Annotated in this window: 27 protein-coding genes; 19 read left to right on the top strand and 8 right to left on the bottom strand. The window is 67.0% G+C overall.

All coding sequences use genetic code 11. The features are described 5' to 3' along the window. Nucleotides 1-2 precede the first annotated feature (2 nt). Complete coding sequence (locus MJO54_RS20590) at nt 3-1,418, top strand: WS/DGAT/MGAT family O-acyltransferase (protein ID WP_046283377.1); 1,416 nt, start codon at nt 3-5, stop codon at nt 1,416-1,418. 3 nt (nt 1,419-1,421) lie between these two features. Here the strand turns inward: MJO54_RS20590 and MJO54_RS20585 are convergent, their stop codons facing one another. Both MJO54_RS20585 and MJO54_RS20580 read right to left on the bottom strand, forming a co-directional pair. Further along, a complete protein-coding gene (locus MJO54_RS20585; protein ID WP_046283376.1) occupies nt 1,422-2,975 on the bottom strand; it encodes a succinic semialdehyde dehydrogenase in 1,554 nt (517 codons plus the stop codon). Nucleotides 2,976-3,018: 43 nt separating this feature from the next. Then, the gene (locus MJO54_RS20580) at nt 3,019-3,750 is read right to left on the bottom strand and encodes a hypothetical protein (RefSeq protein WP_046283419.1); all 732 of its coding nucleotides are present in this window, start codon (nt 3,748-3,750) and stop codon (nt 3,019-3,021) included. Nucleotides 3,751-3,987: 237 nt separating this feature from the next. On the opposite strand from MJO54_RS20580, the gene MJO54_RS20575 reads away from it, so the two are divergent. Further along, the gene (locus MJO54_RS20575) at nt 3,988-4,476 is read left to right on the top strand and encodes an Rv1419 family lectin (protein ID WP_240175395.1); all 489 of its coding nucleotides are present in this window, start codon (nt 3,988-3,990) and stop codon (nt 4,474-4,476) included. A gap of 12 nt (nt 4,477-4,488) precedes the next feature. Here the strand turns inward: MJO54_RS20575 and fadD17 are convergent, their stop codons facing one another. Continuing rightward, nucleotides 4,489-6,006, bottom strand: a complete 1,518-nt coding sequence (gene fadD17, locus MJO54_RS20570) for a long-chain-fatty-acid--CoA ligase FadD17 (RefSeq protein WP_105295677.1) — start codon at nt 6,004-6,006, stop codon at nt 4,489-4,491. Nucleotides 6,007-6,080: 74 nt separating this feature from the next. On the opposite strand from fadD17, the gene MJO54_RS20565 reads away from it, so the two are divergent. Then, nucleotides 6,081-6,545, top strand: a complete 465-nt coding sequence (locus tag MJO54_RS20565) for a nuclear transport factor 2 family protein (protein ID WP_046286807.1) — start codon at nt 6,081-6,083, stop codon at nt 6,543-6,545. 128 nt (nt 6,546-6,673) lie between these two features. Here the strand turns inward: MJO54_RS20565 and MJO54_RS20560 are convergent, their stop codons facing one another. Then, nucleotides 6,674-7,771 carry an acyl-CoA dehydrogenase family protein gene (locus MJO54_RS20560; protein WP_046286805.1) on the bottom strand — a complete coding sequence of 366 codons (1,098 nt, stop codon included), beginning with the start codon at nt 7,769-7,771 and terminating at the stop codon, nt 6,674-6,676. 33 nt (nt 7,772-7,804) lie between these two features. Further along, nucleotides 7,805-8,983, bottom strand: coding sequence for an acyl-CoA dehydrogenase family protein (locus MJO54_RS20555; RefSeq protein ID WP_046286804.1), 1,179 nt, complete (start codon nt 8,981-8,983; stop codon nt 7,805-7,807). A 193-nt stretch (nt 8,984-9,176) separates the two neighbouring features. Between MJO54_RS20555 and MJO54_RS20550 the strand changes: the two genes are divergently transcribed. The 13 genes from MJO54_RS20550 to MJO54_RS20490 all read left to right on the top strand — a co-directional run bounded on the left by MJO54_RS20550 (nt 9,177) and on the right by MJO54_RS20490 (nt 21,442). Next, nucleotides 9,177-9,371 (top strand): ferredoxin, encoded by a 195-nt coding sequence (locus MJO54_RS20550; RefSeq protein WP_024442226.1) that lies wholly within the window; start codon nt 9,177-9,179, stop codon nt 9,369-9,371. An 80-nt stretch (nt 9,372-9,451) separates the two neighbouring features. Then, entirely contained in the window at nt 9,452-10,372 is a 921-nt protein-coding gene (locus tag MJO54_RS20545; protein WP_085264624.1) for a 3-oxoacyl-ACP reductase, read from the top strand. Nucleotides 10,373-10,613: 241 nt separating this feature from the next. Then, nucleotides 10,614-11,378, top strand: coding sequence for an MlaE family ABC transporter permease (locus MJO54_RS20540; RefSeq protein ID WP_046286802.1), 765 nt, complete (start codon nt 10,614-10,616; stop codon nt 11,376-11,378). After that, complete coding sequence (locus tag MJO54_RS20535; RefSeq protein WP_240175394.1) at nt 11,375-12,217, top strand: MlaE family ABC transporter permease; 843 nt, start codon at nt 11,375-11,377, stop codon at nt 12,215-12,217. The genes MJO54_RS20540 and MJO54_RS20535 overlap by 4 nt, the downstream gene beginning before the upstream one ends. Before the next feature lie 40 nt (nt 12,218-12,257). Next, on the top strand, nt 12,258-13,430 hold the full coding sequence (locus tag MJO54_RS20530) for an MCE family protein (protein WP_275564473.1): 1,173 nt from the start codon (nt 12,258-12,260) through the stop codon (nt 13,428-13,430). Further along, nucleotides 13,430-14,467, top strand: coding sequence for an MCE family protein (locus tag MJO54_RS20525; RefSeq protein WP_047320553.1), 1,038 nt, complete (start codon nt 13,430-13,432; stop codon nt 14,465-14,467). Before MJO54_RS20530 ends, MJO54_RS20525 begins: the two co-directional genes overlap by 1 nt. Then, nucleotides 14,454-15,512, top strand: a complete 1,059-nt coding sequence (locus tag MJO54_RS20520) for a virulence factor Mce family protein (protein ID WP_047320620.1) — start codon at nt 14,454-14,456, stop codon at nt 15,510-15,512. Before MJO54_RS20525 ends, MJO54_RS20520 begins: the two co-directional genes overlap by 14 nt. Further along, complete coding sequence (locus MJO54_RS20515; RefSeq protein ID WP_047320552.1) at nt 15,509-16,843, top strand: MCE family protein; 1,335 nt, start codon at nt 15,509-15,511, stop codon at nt 16,841-16,843. Before MJO54_RS20520 ends, MJO54_RS20515 begins: the two co-directional genes overlap by 4 nt. Then, nucleotides 16,840-18,027, top strand: coding sequence for an MCE family protein (locus tag MJO54_RS20510; RefSeq protein ID WP_047320551.1), 1,188 nt, complete (start codon nt 16,840-16,842; stop codon nt 18,025-18,027). The genes MJO54_RS20515 and MJO54_RS20510 overlap by 4 nt, the downstream gene beginning before the upstream one ends. A gap of 6 nt (nt 18,028-18,033) precedes the next feature. Continuing rightward, the gene (locus tag MJO54_RS20505) at nt 18,034-19,731 is read left to right on the top strand and encodes an MCE family protein (RefSeq protein WP_240175392.1); all 1,698 of its coding nucleotides are present in this window, start codon (nt 18,034-18,036) and stop codon (nt 19,729-19,731) included. After that, nucleotides 19,728-20,399: an Rv1363c family protein gene (locus tag MJO54_RS20500; RefSeq protein ID WP_240175391.1), complete on the top strand. Its 672-nt coding sequence runs from the start codon at nt 19,728-19,730 to the stop codon at nt 20,397-20,399. Before MJO54_RS20505 ends, MJO54_RS20500 begins: the two co-directional genes overlap by 4 nt. Beyond that, nucleotides 20,396-20,884 carry a mammalian cell entry protein gene (locus MJO54_RS20495; protein WP_240175390.1) on the top strand — a complete coding sequence of 163 codons (489 nt, stop codon included), beginning with the start codon at nt 20,396-20,398 and terminating at the stop codon, nt 20,882-20,884. Before MJO54_RS20500 ends, MJO54_RS20495 begins: the two co-directional genes overlap by 4 nt. Before the next feature lie 18 nt (nt 20,885-20,902). Further along, complete coding sequence (locus MJO54_RS20490) at nt 20,903-21,442, top strand: hypothetical protein (protein WP_240175389.1); 540 nt, start codon at nt 20,903-20,905, stop codon at nt 21,440-21,442. Between the two features lie 90 nt (nt 21,443-21,532). Here the strand turns inward: MJO54_RS20490 and MJO54_RS20485 are convergent, their stop codons facing one another. Both MJO54_RS20485 and MJO54_RS20480 read right to left on the bottom strand, forming a co-directional pair. Further along, complete coding sequence (locus MJO54_RS20485; protein ID WP_239652112.1) at nt 21,533-23,083, bottom strand: alpha,alpha-trehalose-phosphate synthase (UDP-forming); 1,551 nt, start codon at nt 23,081-23,083, stop codon at nt 21,533-21,535. Beyond that, nucleotides 23,084-23,257 carry a hypothetical protein gene (locus MJO54_RS20480; RefSeq protein WP_109403096.1) on the bottom strand — a complete coding sequence of 58 codons (174 nt, stop codon included), beginning with the start codon at nt 23,255-23,257 and terminating at the stop codon, nt 23,084-23,086. 99 nt (nt 23,258-23,356) lie between these two features. Between MJO54_RS20480 and MJO54_RS20475 the strand changes: the two genes are divergently transcribed. Both MJO54_RS20475 and MJO54_RS20470 read left to right on the top strand, forming a co-directional pair. Further along, on the top strand, nt 23,357-24,286 hold the full coding sequence (locus MJO54_RS20475) for an enoyl-CoA hydratase (RefSeq protein WP_240176014.1): 930 nt from the start codon (nt 23,357-23,359) through the stop codon (nt 24,284-24,286). Between the two features lie 91 nt (nt 24,287-24,377). Then, on the top strand, nt 24,378-25,199 hold the full coding sequence (locus MJO54_RS20470; protein WP_046284240.1) for an SDR family oxidoreductase: 822 nt from the start codon (nt 24,378-24,380) through the stop codon (nt 25,197-25,199). Here the strand turns inward: MJO54_RS20470 and MJO54_RS20465 are convergent. Continuing rightward, nucleotides 25,196-26,071 carry an NAD(P)-dependent oxidoreductase gene (locus MJO54_RS20465; protein WP_046284241.1) on the bottom strand — a complete coding sequence of 292 codons (876 nt, stop codon included), beginning with the start codon at nt 26,069-26,071 and terminating at the stop codon, nt 25,196-25,198. The two genes, MJO54_RS20470 and MJO54_RS20465, sit on opposite strands and share 4 nt — an antisense overlap. 61 nt (nt 26,072-26,132) lie before the next feature. Between MJO54_RS20465 and MJO54_RS20460 the strand changes: the two genes are divergently transcribed. Continuing rightward, a complete protein-coding gene (locus MJO54_RS20460; protein ID WP_105295468.1) occupies nt 26,133-26,987 on the top strand; it encodes an SDR family oxidoreductase in 855 nt (284 codons plus the stop codon). Nucleotides 26,988-26,991 lie beyond the last annotated feature (4 nt).

Genomic DNA, 26,991 nt, shown 5'->3' with positions numbered 1-26,991 from the left:
CGATGCAGCGACTTTCGGGCGTCGACGCGGCGTTTTGGTCTGCCGAAACGGCGGGCTGGCACATGCACATCGGTGGGTTGGCGATTTGCGACACCACCAATGCGCCGAACTACAGCTTTGAGCGGGTTCGCCAGCTTCTGATCGAGCGATTACCGCAACTGCCGCAGCTGCGCTGGCGGGTCAGTCCTTCCCCCATGGGGCTGGACCGGCCGTGGTTCGTCGAAGACGAGCATCTCGACATCGACTTCCACCTGCGGCGCATCGGCGTTCCCGCTCCCGGCGGGCGGCGCGAGGTCGAGGAGCTCGTGGGCCGGCTGATGTCTTACAAGCTGGACCGCTCCCGCCCGCTGTGGGAGATGTGGGTGATCGAAGGTGTCAGCGGCGGGCGGGTCGCGACGCTGACCAAGATGCATCACGCCATCGTCGACGGTGTCTCTGGCGCAGGACTGTTCGAGATCATGCTGGACATCACGCCCGAGCCGCGGCCGCCACTACCGGAAACGATCGGGTCCGCGAATGGATCCACGATGCCCAGCTACGAGCGCCGGGTCGTCGAGGAATTGGTCAACGTCGCGGTCAAGACGCCGTACCGCATCGGCCGACTGCTGCAGCAGACCGTTCGCCAGCAGATTGCCACCGTGGGACTGGGACTTCCCCGCAAACCACCGCGCTACTTCGACGCCCCGGTGACACGGTTCAACGCCAGCGTCTCGCCGCACCGGCGGATCAGTGCCGCCCGGGTCGAGCTGGCCAGGATCAAGGCCGTCAAGGACGCCTACGGGGTAAAGCTCAATGACGTCGTGCTCGCCATGGTCGCCGGCGCAGTTCGGCAGTATCTGGGTGAGCGCGGGGAGTTGCCGGACAAGCCACTCGTCGCGCAGATCCCGGTATCGACCCGCACCGAGGAGAGTCAGGGCGAGGTCGGCAACAAGGTCAGTTCGATGACGGTGTCGATGGGGACCGACATCGAGGGAGCTGCCCAGCGGCTCAAGACGATTCACGCCAGCACCCAGAGCGCCAAGCAGATGGCCAAGGCGTTGTCGGCGCACCAGATCATGGGACTGACCGATACCACCCCGCCCGGGCTGCTGCAGCTGGCCGCCCGTGCCTACACCGCGACCGGGTTGTCGAATCGGCTGGCCCCGATCAACCTCGTCGTCTCCAACGTGCCAGGCCCGCCGATTCCGATCTACATGGCCGGGGCGGAGTTGGAGTCACTGGTGCCGCTCGGCCCGCCGGTCATGGACGTGGCGCTGAACATCACCTGCTTCTCCTACCGCGACCACCTCGACTTCGGTTTCGTGACCACGCCGGAGGTCGCCGAGGACATCCACAAGATGGCCGATGCGATCGAGCCGGCGCTGGCCGAGTTGGAGCGCGATATCGACCGGGGGAAGAACCGCACCGGCCGGCGCTGAGCGCTACCGGCCCGGTAGCGCCTGCACCATGCGGATCATCGGGGTCAGCAACTTCTGCCACACCGGAGCCGAGATCCCCAGCGGCGGGTCCAGATTCAGCACCCGGGCCGTCGAGACCGTCTGCGACTCGGTGTATTTCAGGATGCCGTCGGCGCCGTGGCGACGCCCCACCCCGGAGGCCTTCATGCCGCCCATCGGCGCGGCGGTGCTGCCGAAGGCCAGCGCGTAGCCTTCGTCGACGTTGACGGTGCCGGACTTGATGCGCGCGGCGATCGCCTCACCCTGGGCCTTGCTAGCGGCCCACACGCTGGCATTCAACCCGTATTCGGTGTCGTTGGCCTTCGCGATCGCCTCTTCGACGCTGTCGACGGGGTAGATAGAGACGACCGGGCCGAACGTCTCGTTGCGCCCGCACTCCATCTCGTCGGTGACGTCGGTCAGCACCGTGGGCTCGTAGAACAGCGGCCCGATGTCCGGGCGGGCATTTCCGCCGGCGATAACCTTGGCGCCCTTGGCCTTCGCGTCGTCGACGTGGTTGGAGATCGTCTTGATCTGGTCTTCGGAGATCAAGCTGCCCATGTCGGCGGTGAAGTCGTAGCTGCTAGACAGTTTCATGGCGCGCACCTGCTCGGCGAACTTCGTGGCGAACTCGTCGGCGACGTCACGCTCGACGTAGATCCGCTCGATCGAGATGCACAACTGCCCGGCGTTGGAGAAACAGGCGCGGGTGGCGGCCTTGGCGACTTCGGACAGGTTGGCGCCCTTGGTGACGATCATCGGGTTCTTGCCGCCCAGTTCGGCGGAGAAGCCGATCAGCCGGGAGCCGCACTGCTCGGCCAGGGTGCGGCCGGTGGCGCTGGAACCGGTGAACATCAGGTAGTCGCATTGCTGCACGATCGCGGTGCCGACCACCGAACCCGGGCCGGGCACCACCGCGAACAAGTCGCGCGGCAGACCGGCCTGATACAGCAGTTCGGCGTTGGCCAGCGTGCAGTACGGGGTCTGGCTGTCCGGCTTGACCACCACTGCGTTGCCGGCCAGCAGCGCGGGGATGGCATCGGAGATCGACAACGTCATCGGGTAGTTCCACGGCGCGATCACGCCCACCACGCCCTTGGGGTGGTGGTTGATCACGGTCTTGACGATGCCGGGCAGCAGCCCAGGCACTCGCTTGGAGGCCAGCAACTTGGTGGCCTGGCGCGCGTAGTAGCGCGCGTTGAGCATGATGTCGAGGATCTCCTCCTGGGCCGCCGACCGCGCCTTGCCGGTCTCGGCCTGGCAGACGTCCATCAGGAAGTCCCGGTTTGCGATCACCAGATCGCGGTAGCGCTCGATGATCGCGCTGCGCTCTTTGACGCCGCGCGCCGCCCAGGTGCGCTGCGCCGCGCGGGCCTTGGCGAATGCCGCCGTCACGTCCTCGGCGTTGCCGACCGGAATGGTGGTCAGCGGCTTACCGGTGAAGACCTCGTCGATGGTCTTCGACTGCCGCGCATCGATGTCGTCGATGGCGGACAGTTGACGCAGCCGGTCGAAATCTGCGGCGGATGGGGCGGGCATGGGTGATCTCCTACTCGCGGGTAACACGTGGTTAGCCGCCAAACTACCCCGCGCAGCGGCCACCCGGTAGCTCGGCGGCATGGGCACTGAGCCACTGGGTCATCTGGTTGAGCGCCGCAATCCCGGATTCGAAGCTGCCGTCCTTGGGTTCGGCGGCCAGCGCCACCCCGAGGTCGCCGGCCGGCGCATGCACCACGCCGAACTGGCGCACCAGATAGCCCCCGCCCCGACCAGGACCCCACCCCGCCTTGCTGGGGACGTTGAGGCTTGCCAGCCCCCAGCGCTGGTCGGGAACCGTGTTGCGCATCAAGCTGACAACGGGTGAGGCAACTGCCATACAGGGCAGGTGGGCGGCGAACACGGCCTGGCGGGCCAGCGGCCACTGGGTCTGACCGAACGCGCTGAATTCAGGCCGCAATCGTCGGGATTCCACGGCGGTACCGGCGTCGCCGCCTGCCCGCAGGACAGCCTGAACCTGCTGGGCTGCCTGCGGTGCGGGCCCCAACTCTGACCACAACTTCTCGGCGGCGTCATTGTCGGACGCGGTAACAGCACGCGCCGCCAGGTCTTTGGCGTTCGCGACGTTGGCGTGGATCGCCGCGATAGCCAGGGGAACCTTGATCGACGACCACGCCACCCCGTTCTGCAGGCTGCCCAGTGTGCCCGCTCCGTTCTGGCCGGCCGGGGCGTAGGCGATGCCGATGTTGGCGGGAATGGTGTTGGCCAGCTGCGCGAAGCTGGCCTGCAGGGACTCTGCGGAGGCGGGGGAGGCCAGGGCCAGAGGTAAGGCCAGGGCGGCGGCCAGGACTGCGACGAGCATGCGGCGGGCAGCAGGCATTGATTCAGTATTGCGCGCTTGGGGCTCGAAACGGCGGTGGCCACACCGCGCGCCCCGCCGGAACCGGAGTGGGCAATTCGTCATTTGCGGCTCGTCGACGGCGGCCATGGTGGTAGGAGTTGCTGATCACCTGGGGTGACGGGGCTGGACGGGGCCGAGAAGATGGAGCCAACAATGCATCGGTTGCGCGTGATAGGCGGTGTCGGCCGGGTCCTTGCTGTGGCCGGTACGGTGCTGTGCGTCGCGGTGGGTATCGCCGGCGTGGCGGCCGCCGATGGCCCGGTCGGGTTGGGTAGCCGGCTGGGCGATTTCTGTCTGGACGCCCCCAGCGCGAACTATTTCGCCGCGGTGGTGATCAACCCGTGCGACGGTTCGGACTCCCAGCGGTGGTACCTCAACGGCAGGCAGTTGCAGAACGTGGCCTTCCCCGGGGGATGCCTGATCAATCAGGCGGTGGCTTCGACCACCGGCGGTATGTTCGCGCACCTAGGACCGTGTGCCGGATTGTGGCCCCAGAACTGGAACATCGATCCCAACGGCCAGGTCAAGAACGACACCGGCTGGTACTGCCTCACTGTCCTGGGCGGTCCGGCGCCGGGGACATGGGTGTCCTCCCGCTACTGCAACGGCGATCCGAGCCAAGGCTGGGATGTCATCTCGTGAAAGGACAGCCTGCTACCGGGAGATCCGGAACACCGGATCGCCGCACTCGGTGGCCTCGGCGGATAACACCCGCTTGAGCACCTTGAACGTCTCGGTGCGCGGCAATTCCTCGGCTACCCGCACATACGACGGCCACTGCTTGGGGCCCAGATCGGGCTGCTCGGCCAGGAACGCGCGGAAGTCGTCGGCGTCGAACGACGCGCCGCGGGCCAGAACCAGCGCGGCCATCACCTGATCACCCACCGCGGGGTCCGGAATGGGATACACCGCGACCTGGGCGACGGCGTTGTGGCGCAGCAGGATCCGCTCGATCGGTGCGGTACCCAGGTTCTCGCCGTCCACCCGCATCCAGTCGCCGAGACGGCCGGCGAAGTAGGCGTAGCCGGCCTCGTCACGGTAGGCCAGGTCGCCGGAGTGGTAGATCCCGCCGGCCATCCGCTGCGCCTCGGCCTCGGGATCGCGGTAGTAGCCGCGGAATTGGCCGCGCCCACTGGCATTCACCAGCTCGCCGACCACCCCAGGCGGGCACTCTTCGCCGGTCTCGACGTCGATGATGGTATTCCCGTCGATCAGCGGCCCCAGCGCGCCGGCCGGGGTGTCCGGGGTGCGCCCGATCGCCACCCCGCCCTCGGTGGAGCCGAAGGCGTCGATCACGGTGCAGCCGAACCGAGCCGCGAACCGCTCCAGATCCCGGGGTGCGCCCTCGTTGCCGTAAAGAAGTCGCAGCGGGTTGTCGGCGTCGTCGGGCTGCGCCGGGGTGGCCAGCACGTACGACAGTGGTTTTCCGACGTAATTGGCGTAGGTGGCGCCGAAGCGGCGCACGTCGGAAATGAACCCGGAGGCGGAGAACTTGCGGCGCAACGCGACTGATGCACCGGCGGCCACCGCTACCGACCAGCCCGCCATCACCGCGTTGGAGTGAAACAGCGGCATCGACAGGTAGCAGACGTCGGAGGTCCCCAGCCCGAACCGTTGCGAGAGCATCACCCCCGGGAACGCCGCCTTCCACTGCGTGCAGCGCACCGCCTTTGGGTCGCCGCTGGTGCCCGAGGTGAAGATGAGCATGAACAGCTCGTCGGGGTCGGCCTCCCGGAAGCTCACCGGTGTGCCGTCATATCCGGCCAATTCCGATTGCCACGAGGGTGATTCGACATCGATCATGCCGGGAAGCGTGACGTCTGCGGTGTTGTCGGCCAGAACCAGCTGGCAGTCTGCGTGGGCCACGTCGCGTTCCAGAGCTGCGCCCCGGCGGGTGGGGTTCAAGCCCACCGGCACGATGCCGGTCAGTGCCGCCGCCACCAGCATCGTGGAGAAGAACGGCGTATTGCCCAGCAGCACACCGACATGTGGTGGTTTGTCCGGATCGAGGCGGGCCCGCAACGCGGCACCGAGCCGGGCGCCCGCGGCGATGTGGTCTCGCCAGCTGACGAAGGTGTCCTCGTAGAAGACACCGCGGTCGTCCACCTCGGCGACTTGCGCCAGCAGTGCTGTGACGGTGGACTGTTGGTCGATCTGGGCGGGTACTGACATGGTGATCAGATTAGTGATGCAATAGAGCGGTGACTGATTCGCAGGCTTTCGACGCCATCGCAGCTCTGAAGAATATCGCCGACATCGACGAGATCAAGCAGGTCAAGTACCGCTACATGCGGGCATTGGACACCAAGCACTGGGACGACTTCGCGGCCACCCTGGCCGAGGACGTCACCGCCGCCTACGGCCAGTCGATGGGCAGCAACCACACGTTCGCCGACCGTGACTCGTTGGTGGAGTTCATGCGGAACTCGCTTCCCGGCAATGTCATCACTGAGCACCGGGTCAACCATCCCGAGATCACCCTCACCGGCCCGGACACCGCCACCGGCATCTGGTACCTGCAGGACCGGGTGATCGTTCCCGACGTCAACCTGATGCTGATCGGGGCAGGTTTCTATCACGACACCTACCGCCGTACCGCCGACGGCTGGAAGCTCAGCCACACCGGATACGACCGGACGTATGACGCGACCGTGGCCCTGACAGACCTGCCCGGGTTCAAGGTGACGTTCGGGGATGCGCTGAACCGCTGAGCGGTCCGGCTTAGCCGCTAGGTACATGGCGGCTAAGCCGCGGCGCGTGACTTCGTCGCGCTTGCGATCGCCGCTAGGTACATGGCGGCGACCCGCGGCGCGTGACTTCGTCGCGCTTGCGATCGCCGCTACGCCGGCGTTTCGGCCAGTTCGCGGCCGATCGCCAGCAGCTGTCCGGTGGCGCCGCCAAGCGCGAACTCGGTCTGCTTGGCGGCCAGGAAGTAGCGGTGGATCGGGTGGTCGATGTCGATACCGACTCCGCCGTGGATGTGAACGATGCTGTGCGCCACCCGGTGGCCGGCCTCGGCCGCCCAGAATGCGGCGGTGGCCACCTGGGTGGTCGCCGGCAGACCTTCGCTGACCCGCCACGCCGCCTGGGTCAGCGTCAGGCGCAGGCCCTTGACGTCGATGTAGCCGTCGGCCAGCCGCTGCGACACCGCCTGGAAGCTGCCGATCGGCTTGTCGAACTGCTCACGCTCGCGGGCGTATTCGGCGGTCATGGCCAGGCCGCGCTCCAACACTCCCAGCTGGTAGGCGCTGTGGCCCAGGGCCGCCACGCTGACCAGGTGGTCGAGCACGTCGGCGCCACCGACCAGGCGGCCGGCCTCCACCTCGACCCCGGAGAGCTCCAGGTGACCCACGCTGCCCCGTCCGGTGGTGGCCAGCGACGTCACCGTCACGCCGGGGTCGGAGGCTGCGACCAGGAACACCGCTGCGCCCGAATCGGTTTCGGCAGCCACCAGGAACGCGTCAGCCACCGAAGCGAAACCGACCTGGGTGCGAGTACCGGTGAGGCGGAAGCCATCACCAGCGGCGGCAGCCCGAACCGGGCCTTCGCCCATCTCGCCGTCGAGGGCGATGGTGAGGATCTTCTCGCCGGCCGCGGCAGGGGCACCCCAGGCCTGCTGCAGCTCGGCCGAGCCGAACTTGGCCAGCGTCTCGGCGGCCAGCACCACCGACTCGAGGTAGGGCACCGCGGCTAGCTGGCGGCCGAGAGCGGTCAGAATCGCCGTCTGCTCCAGCACGCCGAACCCGCCGCCGCCCAGCGTCTCGCTCGCCGCGCTGGACACGACGTCCGCGTCGATCAGCTTGCGCCACAGCTCGGTGTCGAAGCGCTGCTCCAACGCGTCGAGCTCACGCTGACGCTCCGGTGTGCACACCGCGTCCACGATGGTGCCGACCAGACCCGAAAGGTCGTCAGATGCTTCGGTAGTGGTGAAGTCCATGAGTCCTTGCCTCCAAAGTCCTTGGGTGTGTGGTCAGCGGTTCCGGGGCAGGCCCAGGGCGACCATGCCGATGATGTCGCGCTGCACCTCGTTGGTGCCGCCGCCGAAGGTCAGGATCAGGCAGGCCCGATGCATCCGCTCCACCCGACCGCGCAGCAGTGCGCCGGGAGAGTCCTGGCGCACCGTGGCGGCGGTGCCGAGCACCTCCATGAGCAGGCGGTAGGCCTCGGTGGCCAGCTCGGTGCCGAACACCTTCGCCGCCGAGGCGTCCGCCGGAGACGGGGCGGCCTTGTCAGTGGAGGCCAGCTCCCAGTTGATCAGCTTGAGCACTTCGGCCTTGGCCAGCACCCGGGCCAGGTTGAGCTGCACCCACTGCGAGTCGATGATCCGGTTGCCGTGAGCATCCTTGGTGTTCTGCGCCCACTCGCGGACCTCTTCGAGGGCCAGGAGGATCGGCTGCGCCGAGACCAGGGCAACGCGCTCGTGGTTGAGCTGGTTGGTCACCAGCTTCCAGCCCGCGTGCTCCTCGCCGACCAGGCTGGTCACCGGCACCCGCACGTCCTGGTAGTAGGTAGCGCTGGTGTCCGGGCCGGCCATGGTGTGCACCGGGGTCCAGGAGAAGCCCTCGGCGGTGGTCGGCACGATCAGCATCGAGATCCCGCGGTGCTTCTTGGCCTCCGGGTTGGTCCGGGCCGCCAGCCACACGTAGTCGGCGTAGGCGATCAGCGACGTCCACATCTTCTGGCCGTTGATCACGTAGTCGTCGCCGTCACGGACCGCGGTGGTACGCAGCGAGGCCAGGTCGGTGCCTGCGCCCGGCTCCGAGTAGCCGATCGCGAAGTGCAGCTCGCCGGCGGCGATCTTGGGCAGGAAGAACTTCTTCTGCTCTTCGGTGCCGAACGCCATGATCGTCGGGGCGACGCTGTTGATGGTCAGGAACGGCACCGGGGCGCCGGCGATCGCGGCCTCGTCGGTGAAGATCAGCTGTTCCATCGGCGAACGCGCCTGGCCGCCGTACTCCTTCGGCCAGCTCAGCGTCAGCCAGCCGTCCTTGCCCATCTGGGCCACGGTCTCCCGGTAAACGTTGCCCGTGCCGTACTCGCCCTGGGTCGAGCTGAGGGCCTCACGACGCTCCGGCGTCATCAGCGTGGTGAAGTAGGACCTCAGTTCGCTGCGCAGCTCTTCTTGGGCCGGCGTGTAGCTGATCTGCATCGGGGGAGTCCTTCGCTGGTGATCGGTGTCACGATAAGATTCTGGTTCGACAGCCCGTTGTAACACGTTCTAGTCCCGGGGTCCAACGGCCCTAGCGGCTCGTGTGGGGAAGCTGTCGGATCGTATGGTGACACTAGTGGATGACGACGGCCGGAAACGCTCGGTCGGCGCAGGGCTTTTACAGGAGAATGTCATGCGAGTTGAGGTAGATCTGGATCGTTGCGAGGGCAACGCGATTTGCGTCGGAATCGACCCCGACCTGTTCGATCTGAACGATGACGAGCAGGCAGAGGTCAAGCTCGCCCCCGTCCCGGCCGACCGGGAAGCCCACGCCGAGCAGGCCATCGCCGAGTGCCCGCGGGCCGCGCTGCGCCGCGTCGACGACTAGCCTCCCACGGGCAACGACTAGAGGTATTCATAACCGCCGGTGACGACGAGTGCGCCGGTGATGCATAAGGAGCGGCGTAAATGACTGACAACACGATCGACCTGACCGGCAAGGTCGCAGTGGTGACCGGCGCGGCCGCCGGCCTGGGCCGAGCAGAGGCGATCGGGTTGGCCCGCTCCGGGGCGACGGTGGTCGTCAACGACATCGCGCCGGCGCTGGAGTCCTCCGACGTCATCGACGAGATCGCCGCGGCCGGCGGCAAGGGTGTGCCGGCGGCCGGCGACATCAGTCAGCGGTCCACCGCCGACGAACTCGTCAGCACCGCCGACGGCCTGGGCGGGCTGAACATCGTCGTCAACAATGCCGGGATCACCCGCGACCGGATGTTGTTCAACATGTCCGACGACGACTTCGACGCCGTGATCGCGGTCCACCTTCGTGGACACTTCCTGTTGACCCGCAACGCGGCCGCTTACTGGCGGCAGAAGGCCAAGAGTGGCACAGAGGGCGGCGAAAACGCCGTGTACGGCCGCATCATCAACACCTCGTCGGAGGCCGGCCTGATGGGCCCGGTCGGACAGGCCAACTATGGAGCGGCCAAGGCGGGAATCACCGCGCTGACGCTGTCGGCCAGCCGGGCGCTGAGCCGCTACGGCGTGTCCGCCAATGCCATCTGCCCGCGGGCCCGCACCGCGATGACCGCCGATGTGTTCGGTGAGGCCAAGGTCGGTGAGGGCGAGATCGACCCGCTGTCGCCCGAGCACGTGGTGACGTTGGTCCGGTTCTTGGCATCCCCGGCCTCGGCTGCTGTCAGCGGTCAGGTTTTCGTGGTCTACGGACCTGAGGTAACCCTGATGGCCGCGCCGACGGTGGAACGTAAGTTCAGCGCCGATGGGCAGGCTTGGGACCCGGCCGGGCTGTCGGACACGCTGGCGAATTACTTCGCCGGCCGGGACCCGGCCCGGACTTTCTCCGCGTCCGAACTGATGTCCGGCGATTAGAACAAAATTAGAACGCGTTACAGCGAGGCGTAGGTCACAATGTGTTGTGACCAGGGCGGATATCTCAGGAATCTCGCTGAAACGTGTTCTTTGACACTGAGAACGTGTTCTAGTTAATATGATCCGGCTCACGTGGGGCGGCGTCTGAATTGCACGGATGACGCCGTTCGCGCGAGGTTGCCGGATACAGTTTTGCGACCACCGATGCCCCTGCTAGCTCGACCTGAGGGAAGGACGCGTCTTGATCGAACAACTCACGGTTCCGGCTCGGGCCGTGGGCGGTTTCGTAGAGATGTCCCTGGAGACGTTCCGGGCGATGTTCCGCCGGCCGTTCCAGTACCGCGAATTCCTCGACCAGACCTGGATGATCGCCCGGGTGTCGCTGCTGCCAACGGTGTTGGTCGCGATCCCGTTCACCGTGCTGGTGGCGTTCACCCTCAATATCCTGTTGCGCGAGATCGGTGCTGCCGACCTGTCCGGCGCCGGAACCGCGTTCGGCACCATCACCCAGCTGGGCCCGGTGGTGACCGTGCTCGTGGTCGCCGGCGCAGGCGCGACCGCCATCTGCGCAGACCTGGGCGCCCGAACCATCCGCGAAGAGATCGACGCGATGCGGGTGCTCGGCATCGACCCGATTCAGCGCCTGGTGGTGCCGCGAGCCCTGGCGTCGACGTTCGTCGCGTTGCTGCTCAACGGCCTGGTGTGTGCGATCGGCCTGGTCGGCGGCTATGTGTTCTCAGTCTTTCTGCAGGGTGTCAACCCAGGGGCCTTCATCAACGGGCTCACCGTCCTCACCGGGCTCGGCGAGCTGGTGATGGCCGAGATCAAGGCGCTGCTGTTCGGCACGGCGGCCGGCCTGATCGGGTGTTACCGCGGACTGACCGCCAAGGGCGGCCCCCAGGGCGTGGGCAACGCGGTCAACGAGACCGTCGTCTACGCCTTTATTTGTCTGTTCGTCATCAACGTCGTCATGACCGCGATCAGCGTCCGGGTGTTGGTCAAATGAGCTACGACGCCACGTTGCGGTTCCGGCGGATATTCCGCGGGGTGCCCAAGGCTGTCGACAACTTCGGTGAGCAGGCCCTGTTCTACGCCGAATCGATCCGCTACGTCCCCAACGCGCTGACCCGATACCGCAAGGAAACCGTCCGGCTGATCGCCGAAATCACCATGGGCACCGGCGCGCTGGCCATCATCGGCGGCACGGTCGGCGTGGCCACCTTCCTCACCCTGGCCTCCGGTGGCGTGATCGCGGTCCAGGGCTTCTCCTCGCTGGGCAACATTGGAATCGAGGCGTTGACCGGCTTCCTGTCCGCTTTCCTTAACGTGCGAATCGTGGCACCCGTGGTTGCCGGGATCGCCCTGGCCGCCACCATCGGAGCCGGCACCACCGCCCAGCTCGGCGCCATGCGCGTGGCCGAGGAGATCGATGCCGTCGAATCGATGGCCGTCCATGCGGTGTCGTATTTGGTGTCCACTCGACTGGTGGCCGGCCTGATCGCGATCATCCCGCTGTATTCCCTGTCAGTGCTGGCCGCGTTCTTCGCTGCCCGGTCCACCACGGTGTTCATCAACTCGCAGTCACCGGGCCTCTACGACCACTACTTCGACACGTTCCTGATCCCCACAGATCTACTGTGGTCCTTCCTGCAAGCGATCATCATGTCGGTCGCGGTGATGCTGGTGCACACCAACTACGGCTTCAACGCTGCCGGCGGTCCCGTCGGGGTCGGCATCGCGGTCGGTCAGGCCGTCCGCACGTCGCTGGTTGTGGTCGTAGTCATTACGCTGTTCGTTTCACTCGCCGTCTACGGCGGGTCCGGCAACTTCAACCTCTCGGGATAGCAAGGAAGTGGACGTGCAAACGGGTTCGAGGCGTACCCAGGTGCGGATTGCCGCGGCAGTCCTTGGTGCGATCCTGCTTGCCGCCACCGTCTTCACCTACCTGTCGTATGTGTCGGTGTTCAGCTCCACCGATAAGGTCACCGTCACCTCGCCGCGCGCCGGCCTGGTGATGGAACAGGACGCCAAGGTCAAGTACCGCGGTATTCAGGTCGGCAAGGTCAAGTCGATCAAGTACTCCGGCGACCAGGCCAAGCTGTTCCTGGCCATCGACAGCTCCGCGATGCGCCAGATCCCGTCGAACGCGGCGGTGCATATCGCCGGCAACACCATCTTCGGGGCCAAGTCGGTGGAGTTCGTTCCGCCGCCGGTGCCCTCGGGTGCGACGCTGCGCAACGGCGCGAACGTGCAGGCATCCGACGTGCAGCTGGAAGTCAACACCCTGTTCCAGAAGCTGACCGACGTGCTGGACAAGATCGACCCGGTTCAGCTCAACGGGTCGGTCAGCGCGCTGGCCGAGGGCCTGCGGGGCAACGGTGACAACCTGGGCGGGCTGCTCTCCGGGCTGAACAGCTACCTCGGAAAGTTCAATCCGAAACTGCCCCAGTTGCAGTCGGGCTTCGCCAAGACCGCGGTCGTCGGCAACATCTACGGAGATGCCGCCCCGGACCTGGCGACGACCATCGACAACGTCCCGGCGATCAGTAAGACCCTGGTCGATCAGCGGGAGAACCTGAACAAGGCATTGCTGGCGACCACCGGGCTGGCCAACAACGGCTACGACACCTTCGCCCCGGCCGCCGACGACTTCATCGCCGGGATCCAGCGCTTCCGCGCCATGACCAGCCTGCTCGCCGAATACTCGCCGGAGTTCGGCTGCCTGTTCAAGGGAATTCAAAATGCCATGGAGCGATTCGGTCCGTCGCTGGGCGGCACCAAGCCGGCTTTGTATGTGCAGTCCAGCTTCATCCCGGGCGTACCGGCCTACACCTACCCGGAGAGCCTACCGGTGGCCAACGCGACCGGCGGACCGAACTGCCGCGGCTTGCCGGACATCCCCAGCAAGCAGTACGGCGGCTCCTGGTTCCGCTCACCGTTCCTGGTGACCGACAGCGCCTACATCCCGTTCCAGCCCAACACCGAGGTCCAGTTCGACGCACCCTCCACCGCGCAGTTCCTCTTCAACGGCGCCTTCGCGGAACGGGATGAATACTGATGAGTCCGCGCAGCACCCTGGTCAAGGTCACCATCTTCGCCGTCGCCATGCTGTTGGTATCGGCCGGTCTGGTGGTGGTGTTCGGCGAATTCCGGTTTGCCTCGAACCACACCTACCACGCCGATTTCGCCAGCGCTTCCCGGCTCAAAGGCGGCGAGGACGTGAGGATCGCCGGTATTCCGGTGGGTACGGTGAAACGCGTCGAGTTGACGCCGGACAACAACGTCAGTGTCACCTTCGACGTGGACAAGCGCTACCAGATCTACGACTCGACCCGCGCGCTCATCCGCTACGAAAACCTGGTCGGCGACCGGTATCTCGAGATCGCCTCGGGCGCCGGGGAACTGCACAAGCTGCCGCCCGGCGGCACCATCGCCCGCGACCACACTCAGCCCGCCCTGGACCTGGATGCACTGTTGGGCGGGATGCGCCCGCTGCTCAAGGGCTTGGACGGCGGAAAGATCAACGAGATCAGCAACGCCCTCATCGAGCTGCTGCAGGGCCAGGGCGGTGCGCTGTCGCAGATGCTGGCCAGCACCAGCTCGTTCACCACCACGCTGGCCTCCCGCGACCAGCTCATCGGCGACGTGATCAACAACCTGAACACGGTGCTGACCACAGTCGACGACAAGAGCGAACAGTTCGACGCCACCGTCGACCGGCTACAGCAGCTGATCACCGGCCTGGCCCTGGGCAAGGATGCGATCGCCGGCGCGATCGGGCCGCTGGCCTCGGTGGAGAACGACCTCACCGACACGCTGCGCCGCACCCGTCGGCCACTGCAGGGCGTGCTCGAGAACGCGCGGCCGCTGGCCACCGTGCTGGACAAGCGCAGGCAGGAGCTGAACGACGTCATCGACCCGCTGGAAGAGAACTACCTGCGGCTCAACGCACTTGGCGCCTACGGCTCCTTCTTCAACATCAACTACTGCACCGTCGCCCTGAAGCTCAACGGCCCCGCCGGCAGTGACATCACCTTGCCCATGGGCGGCCAGAACGACACGAGCAAGGGGAGGTGCTCTCCTGTCAAAAATTGACGGCGTAAACCCGGTTCGCACGGGTACGTTGGGCATCGCACTGGTGGCATGCCTGGTCTTGGTGTCCTTCGGTTACACCAGCCTGCCGTTCTGGCCCCAGGGCAAGAACTACCACGCCTACTTCGCCGACGCCGGCGGCATCATCCCCGGTAGCGACGTGACGGTCTCCGGTATCCGGGTGGGCAAGGTCAAATCGGTGGGACTGGCCGGAGCCAGCGCGAAAGTGGATTTCACCGTCGACCGCAAGGTCCGGGTGGGGGACCAGTCGCTGGCCGCCATCCGCACCGACACCGTGCTGGGTGAGAAGGCCCTGTCGATCACTCCTGCCGGCGGCGGTTCGGTGACCTCGATCCCGCTCGAGCGCACGCGTGCCCCGTACACCCTCAACAACGCACTGCAGGACCTCGGCGGCAACGTCCGCGATCTGGACAAGCCGCGCTTCGAGGAAGCGCTGCAGGTGCTCACCGACTCCATGCGCGAGGCGACCCCGCAGCTGCGCGGAGCGCTGGACGGGGTGGCTTCCCTGTCGCGCAGCCTCAACCGTCGCGATGAGGCGTTGGGCCAGTTGTTGTCGCACGCCCAGGTTGTCACCGGTGTGCTCAACCAGCGCGCTGCCCAGGTGAACAGGCTGGTGCTCGACGGTAACCAGCTCTTCGCTGCGCTTGATGAGCGCCGGCAGGCGCTCGGCGCGCTGATCGGCGGCATCGACGATGTGTCGCAACAGCTTTCCGGAGTCGTGACCGATAACGAGAAAGGGATCGGTCCGACCTTGAAGAAGCTGAACCTGGTGCTGGACAACGTGATCGAGCGCAAGGATCGGATCGCCGGCGCCCTGGAGCGGCTGCCCGGATACGCCACCACACTCGGTGAGGTGGTGGCCTCGGGTCCGGGCTTCCAGATCAACCTGTACGGCCTACCGCCGCCCACGATGTCGGAGGTCATGGTCGACATGTTCTTCCAGCCGGGCAAGCTGCCCGACAGCTTGGCCGATTACCTGCGCGGGATGATCTCCGAGCGCACGATCATTAAGCCGAAGTCACCATGACACGCCGAACTTCACGCCTCGTCCTCGCCGGCCTGCTGGCGGTACTGTTGGCCGCCGCGGCATACGTGGTGCTGCCCGCGCAGCGCAGCTACCGCATCACCGGCTACTTCGCCTCGGCGGTGGGCCTCTACCCGGGTGACGACGTCCGGGTGGTCGGGGTTCCGGTCGGCCGCATCGAGTCCATCGAGCCGCGTGCCGAGAACGTCAAGATCACCATGTCGGTGAGCAAGGATGTGCCGCTGCCGGCCGACGTGCATGCGGTGCTCATGGCACCGAACATCGTCTCCGCGCGGGTCATTCAGCTGGCCCCGGCCTACACCGAAGGTGACAAGCTCGCCGACGGATCGGTACTGAGTGAAGACCGCACCGCGGTCCCGGTCGAATGGGACGAGGTCAAGCAGGAGCTGACCCAGCTCAGCTCCCAGTTGGCACCCGAGCAGGGCAAGCTCAACGGGGCACTGAGCGCCTTCGTCAACCAGGCCGCCGACACCTTCGACGGCAACGGCGACTCGTTCCGCAACGCGCTGCGTGAACTGTCGGCGATCACCGGGCGCCTCGGGGACTCGCGCACCGACCTGTTCGGCACCGTGAAGAACCTGCAGGTACTGGTCGATGCGCTCTCCGGCAGCAACGAGCAGATCGTGCAGTTCACCGACCATGTCGCGGCGGTGTCGGCAGTGCTGGCCGAGAGTTCGGTCGACCTGGATGTCACGCTGGGCACGCTGAGCCAGGCACTGCGCGACGTTCGCGGTTTCCTGCACAACAACAATGACGCGTTGATCGCCCAGGTCAATAAGCTGGCGGAGTTCACCAAGGTGCTGTCCGACCAGAGCGACAACCTCGAACAGGCGCTGCACATCACCCCGCACGGCCTGGTGAACTTCTACAACATCTACAATCCTGCGCAGGGGACCTTGAGCGGGCTCCTGTCGCTGCCCGACTTCGCCAATCCGGTGCAGTTCATCTGCGGCGGCGTCTTCGACGTCGGTTCGGTGCCCGACAACTTCAAGCGGGCGGAGATCTGCAAGGAGCGGATGGGACCGGTCATGCGGCGCTGGTCTATGAACTTTATCCCGTTTTTGTTCCACCCGGTCAACTCGATCACCGCCTACAAGGGCCAGATCATCTACGACACCCCGGCCACCGAGGCGAAGTCTCAGACGCCGGTGCCGTACCTGAAGTGGCTGCCGGCTCCCGGTGTCACGCCGCCGAGCACCGAAGATGTCGCGGCCCTGTTCCTGCCGCCGCCCGCGCCGGGGCAGCTGGGCAAGGCGCCCGGCCCGACGGGTCCGGCTCAGCCCGGTGCCGGTGCACCACGGGAGGGCGGATGAGCGTGAAGTCTCTTGGCGGCGCGCTGCACCGGGTCGGCCGCCGCGGTGCGGTGCTCGGTGCCGGGGCGTTGGTGTTGTCCGGTTGTCAGTTCGGCGGGCTGAACTCGCTGAACATGCCGGGAACCGCAGGCCATGGTCGCGGCTCCTACAGCATCACGGTGCAACTGCCGGACGTCACCACGCTGCCGCAGAACTCGCCGGTGATGGTCGATGACGTCACGGTCGGCAGTGTGTCGGGGATTCGGGCCGTGCAACGGCCCGACGGCAGCTTCTACGCCGCGGTCAAGCTGTCGCTGGACGGCAATGTGCACCTGCCGGCCAATGCCATCGCGAACGTCGCGCAGACCTCGCTGCTGGGTTCTCAGCACATCGAGCTGGCCGAGCCGACCGACCAACCTCCGGTCGGCACCCTCGCCCGAGGCGATGAGATTCCGCTCAGCCGGACCGGGCGCTACCCCAGCACCGAAGAGGTGCTGTCGTCGTTGGGTGTGGTGGTCAACCAGGGCAATCTCGGTGCGGTGCAAGACATCACCGAAGAGGCCCACGCCGCGGTCGCCGGCCGGGCCGGTACCTTTGCCGAGCTGGTGCCGAGGCTGGCCGAACTGACCGCCTCGCTGGACCGCCAGGCACGCGACATCGTCGCGGCGGCTGAGGGGCTGAACCGGGTCGGGGCGACCTTGGCCCGTAGCGCTCCCAGCCTGGCGCGGGCGCTGGACACCATGCCCGCGGCATTGGCGGTGCTCAACGACAACCGCAGCAACATCGTCGACGCGTTCGGGGCGCTGCAGCGGCTGGCCGTGGTCGGAGCGCGGATCATGAGCGAGACCAAGGAAGACTTCGCCGCCGACATCAAGGACCTGTACCCGGTCATCAAGGCGTTCGCTGACAACGCCAACGAGTTGGTGACGGCGTTCCCGTTCATCCCGACGTTCCCGTTCCCGTCGATGTATCTGCGTAACGCCGTGCGTGGCGACTTCCTCAACGTCTACGTCACCTTTGACATGACACTGCGTCGATTCGGCGAAACCGTGTTCACCACCGGCGGTTTCGACCCGAACATGCCGCACATGCACGACGTTCTGAACCCGCCCGATTTCTTGATCGGAGAGATGGCGAACCTGTCCGGACAGGCCGCCGACCCGTTCAAGATCCCGCCCGGAACGGCTCCCCACTATGAGGAATGACCTGCGATGCTGACCCGCCTCGTTCGAATCCAACTCGGGATCTTCGCCGTGGTCACCGTGCTGGCCGTCGGTGCCATCTCGATCCTCTACCTGCACGCGCCGAGCCGGATCGGTATCGGCACCTACAAGGTGACCGCCGACTTCATCGGTGGCGGCGGTATCTACCAGAGCGCCAATGTCACTTACCGCGGCGTGACGGTGGGCCGGGTGGAATCTGTTCAACTCAGCGACCACGGCGTCGACGCCGCAATGCGGCTCAACAGCAGTACCAAGATCCCCGGGAACGTCACCGCCACCGTCAAGAGCATGTCCGCGATCGGTGAGCAGTACATCGACCTCGTGCCACCCGCCGGGGATGCGGCCGCAGGCGCGTTGCGCAACGGCGCGCGCATCGGCCAGGACCGCACCGCTATTGGTCAGGACATCGCCGGACTGCTCGACCAGGCGCAGTCGCTGGTCAACAGCGTCGCCAACAGCCGTCTTCGCGATCTGCTGCGCAGCGCGTTCGAGGGGTTCAACGGCTCCGGGCAGGAGCTGGCGCGAATGATCGCCTCGTCGCGGCAGCTGGTCGACGAGGCCAACGCCAATTTCGACGCGACCTCGGCATTGGTCGACCAAGTCGAGCCCTTCTTGGACGCCCAGATCCGCAGCGGTGACGACATCAGGAAACTGGCACGGTCGCTGGCGGCGGTCACCACCGAGGTGCACAAGGCCGACCCGCAGCTCCGCGAGGTGCTGCAGACCCTGCCCAGCGTCGCCGACGAGGCCAACACCACTTTTGACGGAATCCGCGCGTCCTTCCCCACGCTGGCGGCCAGCATCGCCAACTTCGGTCGGGTCGGGGTCATATACCGTAACTCCATTGAGCAGGCGTTGGTGGTGTTCCCCGCGCTGATGGCGGCACTGATCACCGTCGCCGGCGGCGTGCCGATGGATGAAGGCGTGAAGCTGGACTTCAAGATCGACATGCACGACCCGCCGCCATGCACGGTCGGCTTCCTGCCGTTCACCGAAATGCGCACACCGGCCGACGAAACCGTCCGGGAACTGCCCAAGGACCTGTACTGCAAGGCCGCGCAGAACGATCCGACCGCGGTCCGTGGTGCCCGCAACTACCCCTGCATGGAATATCCCGGCAAGCGGGCGCCCACCATCCAGCTCTGCCGCGACCCGCGGGGCTTCGTCCCGATCGGCAGCAACGCGTGGCGCGGGCCGCCCGTCCCGTATGACACTCCGATCACCGATCCGCGGATGCTGACGCCGATGAACAAGTTCCCCTACATCCCGCCGTCGGCGGACTACGACCCGGGACCGCCGGTCGTTGCGCTGCCGCCGGGCGTGCCCGCGGGCCCCGGCCCGGCTCCCAACCCGCCGTTCCCGCTGCCGTACCCGCCGAACGAGCTCGGGCCGAATCCGCCGGCGCCGTGGCCGTACTACGCGCCGCCGGACCAGAACCTGCCGACCGGTCCTGGGGGCAACGGTGGCCTGCCCGCCTACGGCCGTGACCCCGCTCCGGCAGCAGCTCCCGGGCCGGCTCCGGGACCGTTGCCCGCCGAGGCCAACGGTGTTGCCTACAGCAGCTACGACCGGTCCGGAAAGTTCGTGGATCCGGCAGGCAACAGCGGAGTGTTCGTCTCCGGCTCCGACAAGTGGCTGCCCGCCGAGAACTGGGCTGATCTGATGCTCGCGCCGAGGCAGACGTGAGCGGACCCGACGACGCGAAGGTCCGGCGCCGGGCCTCGCGGGCTGCGGGACCAGCAGGTGATGCCGGCGAAACGACGCCGAGTGCGGTAACGATTCCGGCACCGAGCCGCGCTGCGGTGCGTGCGGTCCGGCCGGCCGGACCGCCGCCGCGGCGGCGGCCCAATGCCCGCAAGACTGCGCAACTGGCGGGCGCCGTCGGACTCGCGGCGTCGGTCCTGCTTGGACTGATGGTCGCCGCGCTCGGGGTGCAACACCGGCATGCCGACGCAGAGCAACAGCGGGATCAGCGATTCGTCGACACCGCGGTCCAGACGGTGCTGAACATGTATACCTATACGCCCGACACCATCAGTGACCAGGTAGATCTGTTCGTGGCGGGCACCAGCGGACCGCTGCGCGACACGATGGCCGCCAACGCCGAGAACCTCAAGGCGTTGCTCCGCGAGACCAAGCACAGCTCGGAAGCCGTCATCAACGCCGCGGCATTGGAAGGGGTCGACAACATCGCTGCCAACGCGTCGGTGTTGGTGGCGATGCGGGCTACCGCCACCGATGTCGATGGCGTCAACAAGCCGTCGCAGCCCTACGCTTTGCGGGTGATCGTGCATGAAGACGACGCGGGCAACATGACGGCTTACGACCTCAAGTGGCCGGACGGCAGCCGATGACGCGTAAGTGGATGTTGCTGGCCGTCTTGGCGGGGTTGCTCGCGGCGTTCGTGGGTCTTGGCGCATCGGCGGGAAAGCTGTACTGGAACCGGGTCGAGTCGCATGGTGAGCAGTCGGCGCGCTCGGAGTTGGTCAGACTGACCGCCGACGAGATCCCGAAAGTGCTTGGGTATGAGTACAAGACCGTGGAACGCAGCCTGACCGAGACGTACCCGATGTTCACGGGGGACTACCGCCGCGAATTCGAGGCTCGTGCCATCAACGAGATCATCCCGCAGGCGCGCGATAAGCAGTTGGTGAACCAGGTCGATGTCGTCGGCGTCGCTGCCATGGCTGCGCGCCGGACTTCGGGTTCGGTGTTGGTGTTCGTCAACCGCACCGTGACCGGCAAGTCCAAGGAGAAGTACTACGAGGGCAGTCGGCTGCGGGTGGACTTCCGCAAGATCGACCGCAAGTGGCTGATCAGCAACATCGTGCCGATCTAGCTGAAAGGATTGAGCGCCATGGGGAAACTTGTTCGTGGTCTTGTCGCCTTGGCTGCGGCGGTGACGGCGGCCACCGGACTCGCAGTCCCGGCCGGTGCCGACGACGATGCGATTCCAGAAGGCACGCTGGAGGGCATCTACACCTACAACGACGGTGCCAAGACCGCGACCTGGAAGATCTATCCGCTGTGCGTCCCGACCGTCGGCGACGGCCGGGTGCCACTGCACCTGGCGGTCGGCTGCAAGCTGCAGGTTGAAAGCAACGGCCCGCCCGGACAGGCCGGGGCCTACCGGCTGGCCAACGGCCAGTGGACGTACAAGACACCGCTGTTGGCGGGTACCCGGTGCTCCGACGGCAGCACCGCGGGCAGCGAAGAGATGTACCAGTTCGACACCTCGCTCAACGGCACCTACACCCACTCGCACAACGCGGTGTGTGGTCTGCAGCCCGGTTTGGAGAAGCGCGCCTTCACCCTGACGTTCGTCTCGCCGTTGCCGAACCCGGTGATCCACTACCCGCTGAACTGCCAGGACAACCCGCAGCATCTGTGTAGCTAGCGTCGACCGCAAGCGCGGCGCCAGCCGGGCGTTGGGGGCACCACCCGCTTGCGGGGGACGGGTCGGCGCCGTCGGCTGAACTACTCCGCGTTACTCCGCGGAGTCGGCCAGCGCACCGAGGAAGGATCGGGCCCAGCGGTCCACGTCGTGGGCCAGCACCTGACGGCGCAGTGCCCGCATCCGTCGGCGCCCCTCCTCGGGGGTCTGGTTGACCGCCGCCTCGATGACATCCTTGACGCACTCGAGGTCGTGTGGATTGACCAGGTAAGCCTGCCGCAATTCCGCCGCGGCACCGGTGAATTCGCTCAGGACCAAGGCGCCGCCCAGGTCGCTGCGGCAGGCCACGTACTCCTTGGCGACCAGATTCATCCCGTCGCGCAGCGGGGTCACCAGCATGACGTCGCTGGCCACGAAGAATGCGATCAGTTCGTCGCGGGGGACCGGGCGGTGCAGATAGTGCACCACCGGGTGACCGACCTCGCTGTACTCGCCGTTGATGTGGCCGACTTGGCGTTCGATGTCGTCGCGCAGGATCTGGTAGCTCTCCACCCGCTCCCGGCTCGGAGTCGCCAGCTGCACCAGCACGGTGTCGTCGCGCTTGGCGCGTCCCTCGGCCAGCAGCTCATTGAACGCCTTGAGCCGGACGTCGATGCCCTTGGTGTAGTCCAGGCGGTCCACGCCGAGCAGGATCTTGCGCGGATGGCCCAGTTCGGCGCGAATCTCCTTGGCCCGCCGCCGGATTCCGCGCTCGCGTGCCTTGCGATCGAGTTCGCCGGAGTCGATCGAGATGGGGAAGGCCCCGACGCGTACCGTGCGGTCGGTCAGCCGCACCTCGCCGAATCGGCTGCGCACCCCGACCGACCCTCGCGAGGTGACGGCCCCGGCTAGATTGCGGGCTAAGTACAAGAAGTTCTGGGCGCCGCCGGCCAGGTGAAAGCCGACCAGGTCGGCGCCGAGCAGGCCGTCGACGATCTCGGCGCGCCACGGCAGCTGCATGAACAGCTCCACCGGCGGGAACGGGATGTGCAGGAAGAAGCCGATGGTCAGGTCGGGCCGCAGATCCCGCAGCATCTTGGGCACCAGCTGCAGCTGATAGTCCTGCACCCACACCGTGGCGCCCGGCGCGGCCGCTCGCGACGTGGCCTCGGCGAAACGGCGGTTGACGTCGACGTAGCGGTCCCACCACTGCCGGTGATAGATCGGCTTGACGATCACGTCGTGATACAGCGGCCACAGGGTGGCGTTGGAGAAGCCCTCGTAGTACTCGGCGATATCGGTGGTGTCCAGCGGCACCGGATGCAGCCGCAGGTCCTCGATGTCGATCGGCCCGTCGGGCGCCTCCAGGCTGCCGGGCCAGCCGACCCAGGCGCCGCGGCGCTTACGCAGCAGCGGCTCGAGCGCGGTGACCAATCCGCCGGGGCTGCGCTTCCACGCCGTCGTACCGTCCGGGAGCACCTCGATGTCGATCGGCAGCCGGTTGGCCACTACGACGAAATCGGACTCGCCGGGTGCATCGGCTGTTCCGTCGAGCCTCGCTGAACCGCCGGGTTCATGCGGCGGTCCCAGCTTCGGCTCTCCTCCGTCGAGCCTCGCTGAACCGCCGGGCTCATGCGGCGCGGCCGGGCCCCCCGACTCCGGCATCTACGCCCCGTTCTTGTCGGGTGTCGCGGGCCCGATTCCCAGCATGGACAGGAACACCCGACACTCGTCGGCGTCCTCGGCGTAGGCGGCTACCACTCGCCGGGCCTGGCGCGCGGTGCTGTCGGCCAGCGGTTCCACGTCCTCGATGTCGGCGTGTTCGGATTTTGCAGGCATGACTTGACTCTAGCGAAGTGCGCGCTGTGTCACACCTGGCTCGGGCAGCTCAGGCCGGCCGCCGTAGCCTGTGATGCGATGACGACGAGGGCGGAGGCAATGGTCACATCGGACACCGCATCGGGGCAGCCTGACAACTCGGACCGGCTGGTCGACTACGAGACGCTCGACGACGGGCGCATCGCCCGGATCTGGCTGAATCGCCCCGACGTGCACAACGCGCAGAATCGCACCCTGCTGGTGCAGCTTGACGAGGCATTCGGCCGCGCCGAGGCCGATGACACCGTGCGGGTGGTGATCCTGGCCGCGCGGGGCAAGAACTTCTCTGCCGGCCACGACCTGGGCTCCGAAGCCACGTTGCTCGAGCGGCGCCCCGGACCGGCACAGCACCCGACCTTCCAGTCCCACGGCGCCACCCGCGAGCCGGTCGTGGAGAAGACCTATCTGCAGGAGTGGCACTTCTTCTTCCAGAACACCTGCCGGTGGCGCGACCTGCGCAAGATCACCATCGCGCAGGTGCAGGGCAACGCCATCTCTGCCGGGCTGATGTTGATCTGGGCGTGCGACCTGATCGTGGCCGCCGACAACGCCCGGTTCTCCGACGTCGTCGGGGTTCGGTTGGGCATGCCCGGTGTGGAGTACTACGCCCACCCCTGGGAATTCGGCCCCCGCAAAGCCAAGGAGCTGCTGCTGACCGGGGACTCGCTGGACGCCGACGAGGCGCACCGGCTGGGCATGGTCTCCAAGGTGTTCCCGACCGATGAGCTGGCGGACAAGACGCTGGAGTTCGCCCGCCGCATCGCGAAGCTGCCCACCATGGCCGCGCTGCTGATCAAGGATTCGGTGAACGGCGCCGCCGATGCGATGGGCTTCACCGAGGCGCTGCGGCACGGCTTCCACATCCATCAACTGGGTCATGCCCATTGGGCTGCTCACAACGAGAACCGCGCCCCGCTGGGCTTGCCGCCGGACGTCGAGGATTGGCGCACCGCCAAGCCCACCGCTGTGGCCCGCCGCGACCAACCCTGACTTAGGCGCCTTGCGTCGTTCGGCCGAGGCGGCCGCCTGAGGCGTGGTTCCATAGGTAGAACCTGTTCCAGTTTCGACGTGAGGGGTCGGTGTGCAGCTTTCCTTTGAAGACCGCAGCTACCTGGTCACCGGCGGCGGCAGCGGCATCGGCAAGGCCGTGGCCGCCGCGCTGGCTGCCGCCGGGGCCGATGTCCTGATCGTTGGGCGAGATGCCGATCGATTGGCGAAGGTGGCTGCCGAGCTCGGCGATAACGTCCGGCACCAGCCGGCCGACGTCACCGACGAGGACAGCGTGATCGCCGCTGTCGATGCCGCGGTGGCCAAGAACGGCCGGCTGCACGGCGTGGTGCACTGCGCCGGCGGTTCGCTGACCATCGGACCGATCACCCAGATCGACTCAGAGTTGTGGCGGCGCACCGTCGACCTCAACGTCAACGGCACCTTGTACCTGCTTAAGCACGCCGGCCGCGCGCTGGTGCGCGGCGGCGGGGGCTCATTCGTCGGGATCTCCTCGATCGCGGCCAGCAACACCCACCGCTGGTTCGGCGCCTACGGCCCGACCAAGTCGGCGCTGGACCACATGATGCAGCTGGCGGCCGACGAGCTGGGCGCCTCCTGGGTGCGGGTCAACAGCATCCGCCCGGGCCTGACCCGCACCGAGCTGGTCGCCCCCATCCTGGACTCGCCCGCATTGAGCGAGGACTACCGCGTCTCAACGCCGCTGCCGCGGCCCGGCGAGGTCGAGGACGTCGCCAACCTGGCGCTGTTCCTGCTCAGTGACGCGGCCGGCTACATCACCGGTCAGGTCATCAACGTCGACGGCGGGCAGATGCTGCGCCGCGGCCCGGACTTCTCGTCCATGCTTGAGCCCGCGTTCGGGGCCGACGGGCTGCGCGGAGTGGTCCAGGGCTAGAGCCCGGCGTCGCGCCCGGCCAGCGTGGTGATCGCCGACCAGTCCAGCTGTCCGCCGCCGTTGGCCAGCAGGGCCAGAAAGCGGTCGCGCAGCAGGCTGCCCAGCGGCAGCGGCACCGTCAGCTCCTCGGCGGCCTGCAACGCCAACCGGACGTCCTTGAGCCCGAGGGTGGCGGCGAAACCGGCGGGCTCGAAGCTCTTGCGGGCGATCAGGTCGCCGTAGGTCGCATACGCCGGAGCGTTGAACAGCGTCGAGGTGAGGATGTCGACGTAGGTCGCCGGGTCCACCCCGGCCTTCTCCACCAGCGCGATGGCCTCACCGAGCGATTCGATGACGGTAGCGAGCAGAAAATTGCCGGACAGCTTCACCAGGTTGGCGGTGTACGGCTGCTCGGACACCACAAAGGTGCGCTGACCGACCGCGTCGAAAAGCGGCGCCACCAGGTTCAGTGCCGCCGGCGCGCCCGCCGCGATTACGAAAAGCTTTGCCGCAGCGGCGGCGTCGGGCCGGCCGAAGACGGGTGCGGCGATATAGGACTGCCCCGCCTCCGCGTGCGCGGCGGTGAGCCGACGGGCCAGCGCCACGCTGATGGTGCTCGACGAGATGTGGGTGCCGCCGGGCGGCAACGACGCCACAATCCCGTCCGGGCCGAGCGCGACGTTCTCGACGGCCTCGTCGTCGGCCAGCATGGTCTGCACCACGTCGCCGCGGCAGGCGTCGGCCACCGTGCGTGCCGGCGTGGCGCCCTGCTGGGCCAGGGCGGCCACCTTGGCCGGTGACCGGTTGTAGGCGGTGACGGCGTGACCCGCCTTGAGCAGGTTGGCGGCCATGCCGCCGCCCATGTTGCCGAGTCCGATGAATCCGACGTGCATGATGTCTACCTTGCCCTGTATGTCTGTATGACGGAGGGCAACGGCCAGAGGAGGAAGTCTCGTGGGTGTTTACGCGGTAACCGGCTCGGCATCCGGCATGGGCCGGCAGGCTGCGGACAAGCTGCGGGCGGCCGGCAACACCGTCATCGGGGTCGACCTGCGCGACGCCGACGTCATCGCGGACCTGTCGAGCCCGACCGGACGCTCCGCCGCCGCTGAGCAGGTGCTGGCCCAGTGTGGGGGCCGTCTCGATGGCGCCGTTCTGGCGGCAGGGCTGGGCCCGAAGCCGGGACCAGGCATGGCCCGCACCATCTTCGAGGTGAACTTCCGTGGGGTGGTGGACCTACTCGAGGCGTGGCGGCCGGCGCTGGCCGCCGCTGAACGCGCCAAAGTTGTTGTGATCGGCAGTAATTCATCGACGACGATCCCCGTCGTCCCTCGTCGAGCCGTGCGTTCCCTGCTCGCCGGTAAGACGGCGCGGGCGGTGCGCACGGTCAAGCTGCTCGGTCCGGCGGCGCCGTCGATGGCCTACGGTGCATCGAAGATCGCGGTGACCCGCTGGGCACGCCGGCACGCGGTGACCCCGGCGTGGGCCGCAGCCGGTATCCGACTCAACGTGCTAGCACCCGGGGCGATTCAGACTCCACTGCTCGACGAGTTGTTGGCGATACCGCAGCAGGCCAAGGCCGTTCAGTCGTTCCCGGTGCCGGTCGGCGGCTACGGGGATCCCGCACTGTTGGCCGACTGGATGCTGTTCATGCTCTCGGACGCCGCCGACTTCCTTTGCGGCAGCGTCATCTTCGTCGACGGGGGCACCGACGCCTACTTCCGCAGCGATGACTGGCCGCGCAGTCTCGGTATCTCGGGGGTGCCGCGCTACCTGCTGCGGATGAGGTCGTTTCGGGCGCCGTCGTAGTCGT

The sequence above is a fragment of the Mycolicibacter virginiensis genome, assembly GCF_022374935.2.
GTDB lineage: Bacteria > Actinomycetota > Actinomycetes > Mycobacteriales > Mycobacteriaceae > Mycobacterium > Mycobacterium virginiense.
The sequence above is the reverse complement of the archived record's forward strand: the minus strand, read 5'-3'. Positions and strand labels throughout refer to the sequence as shown.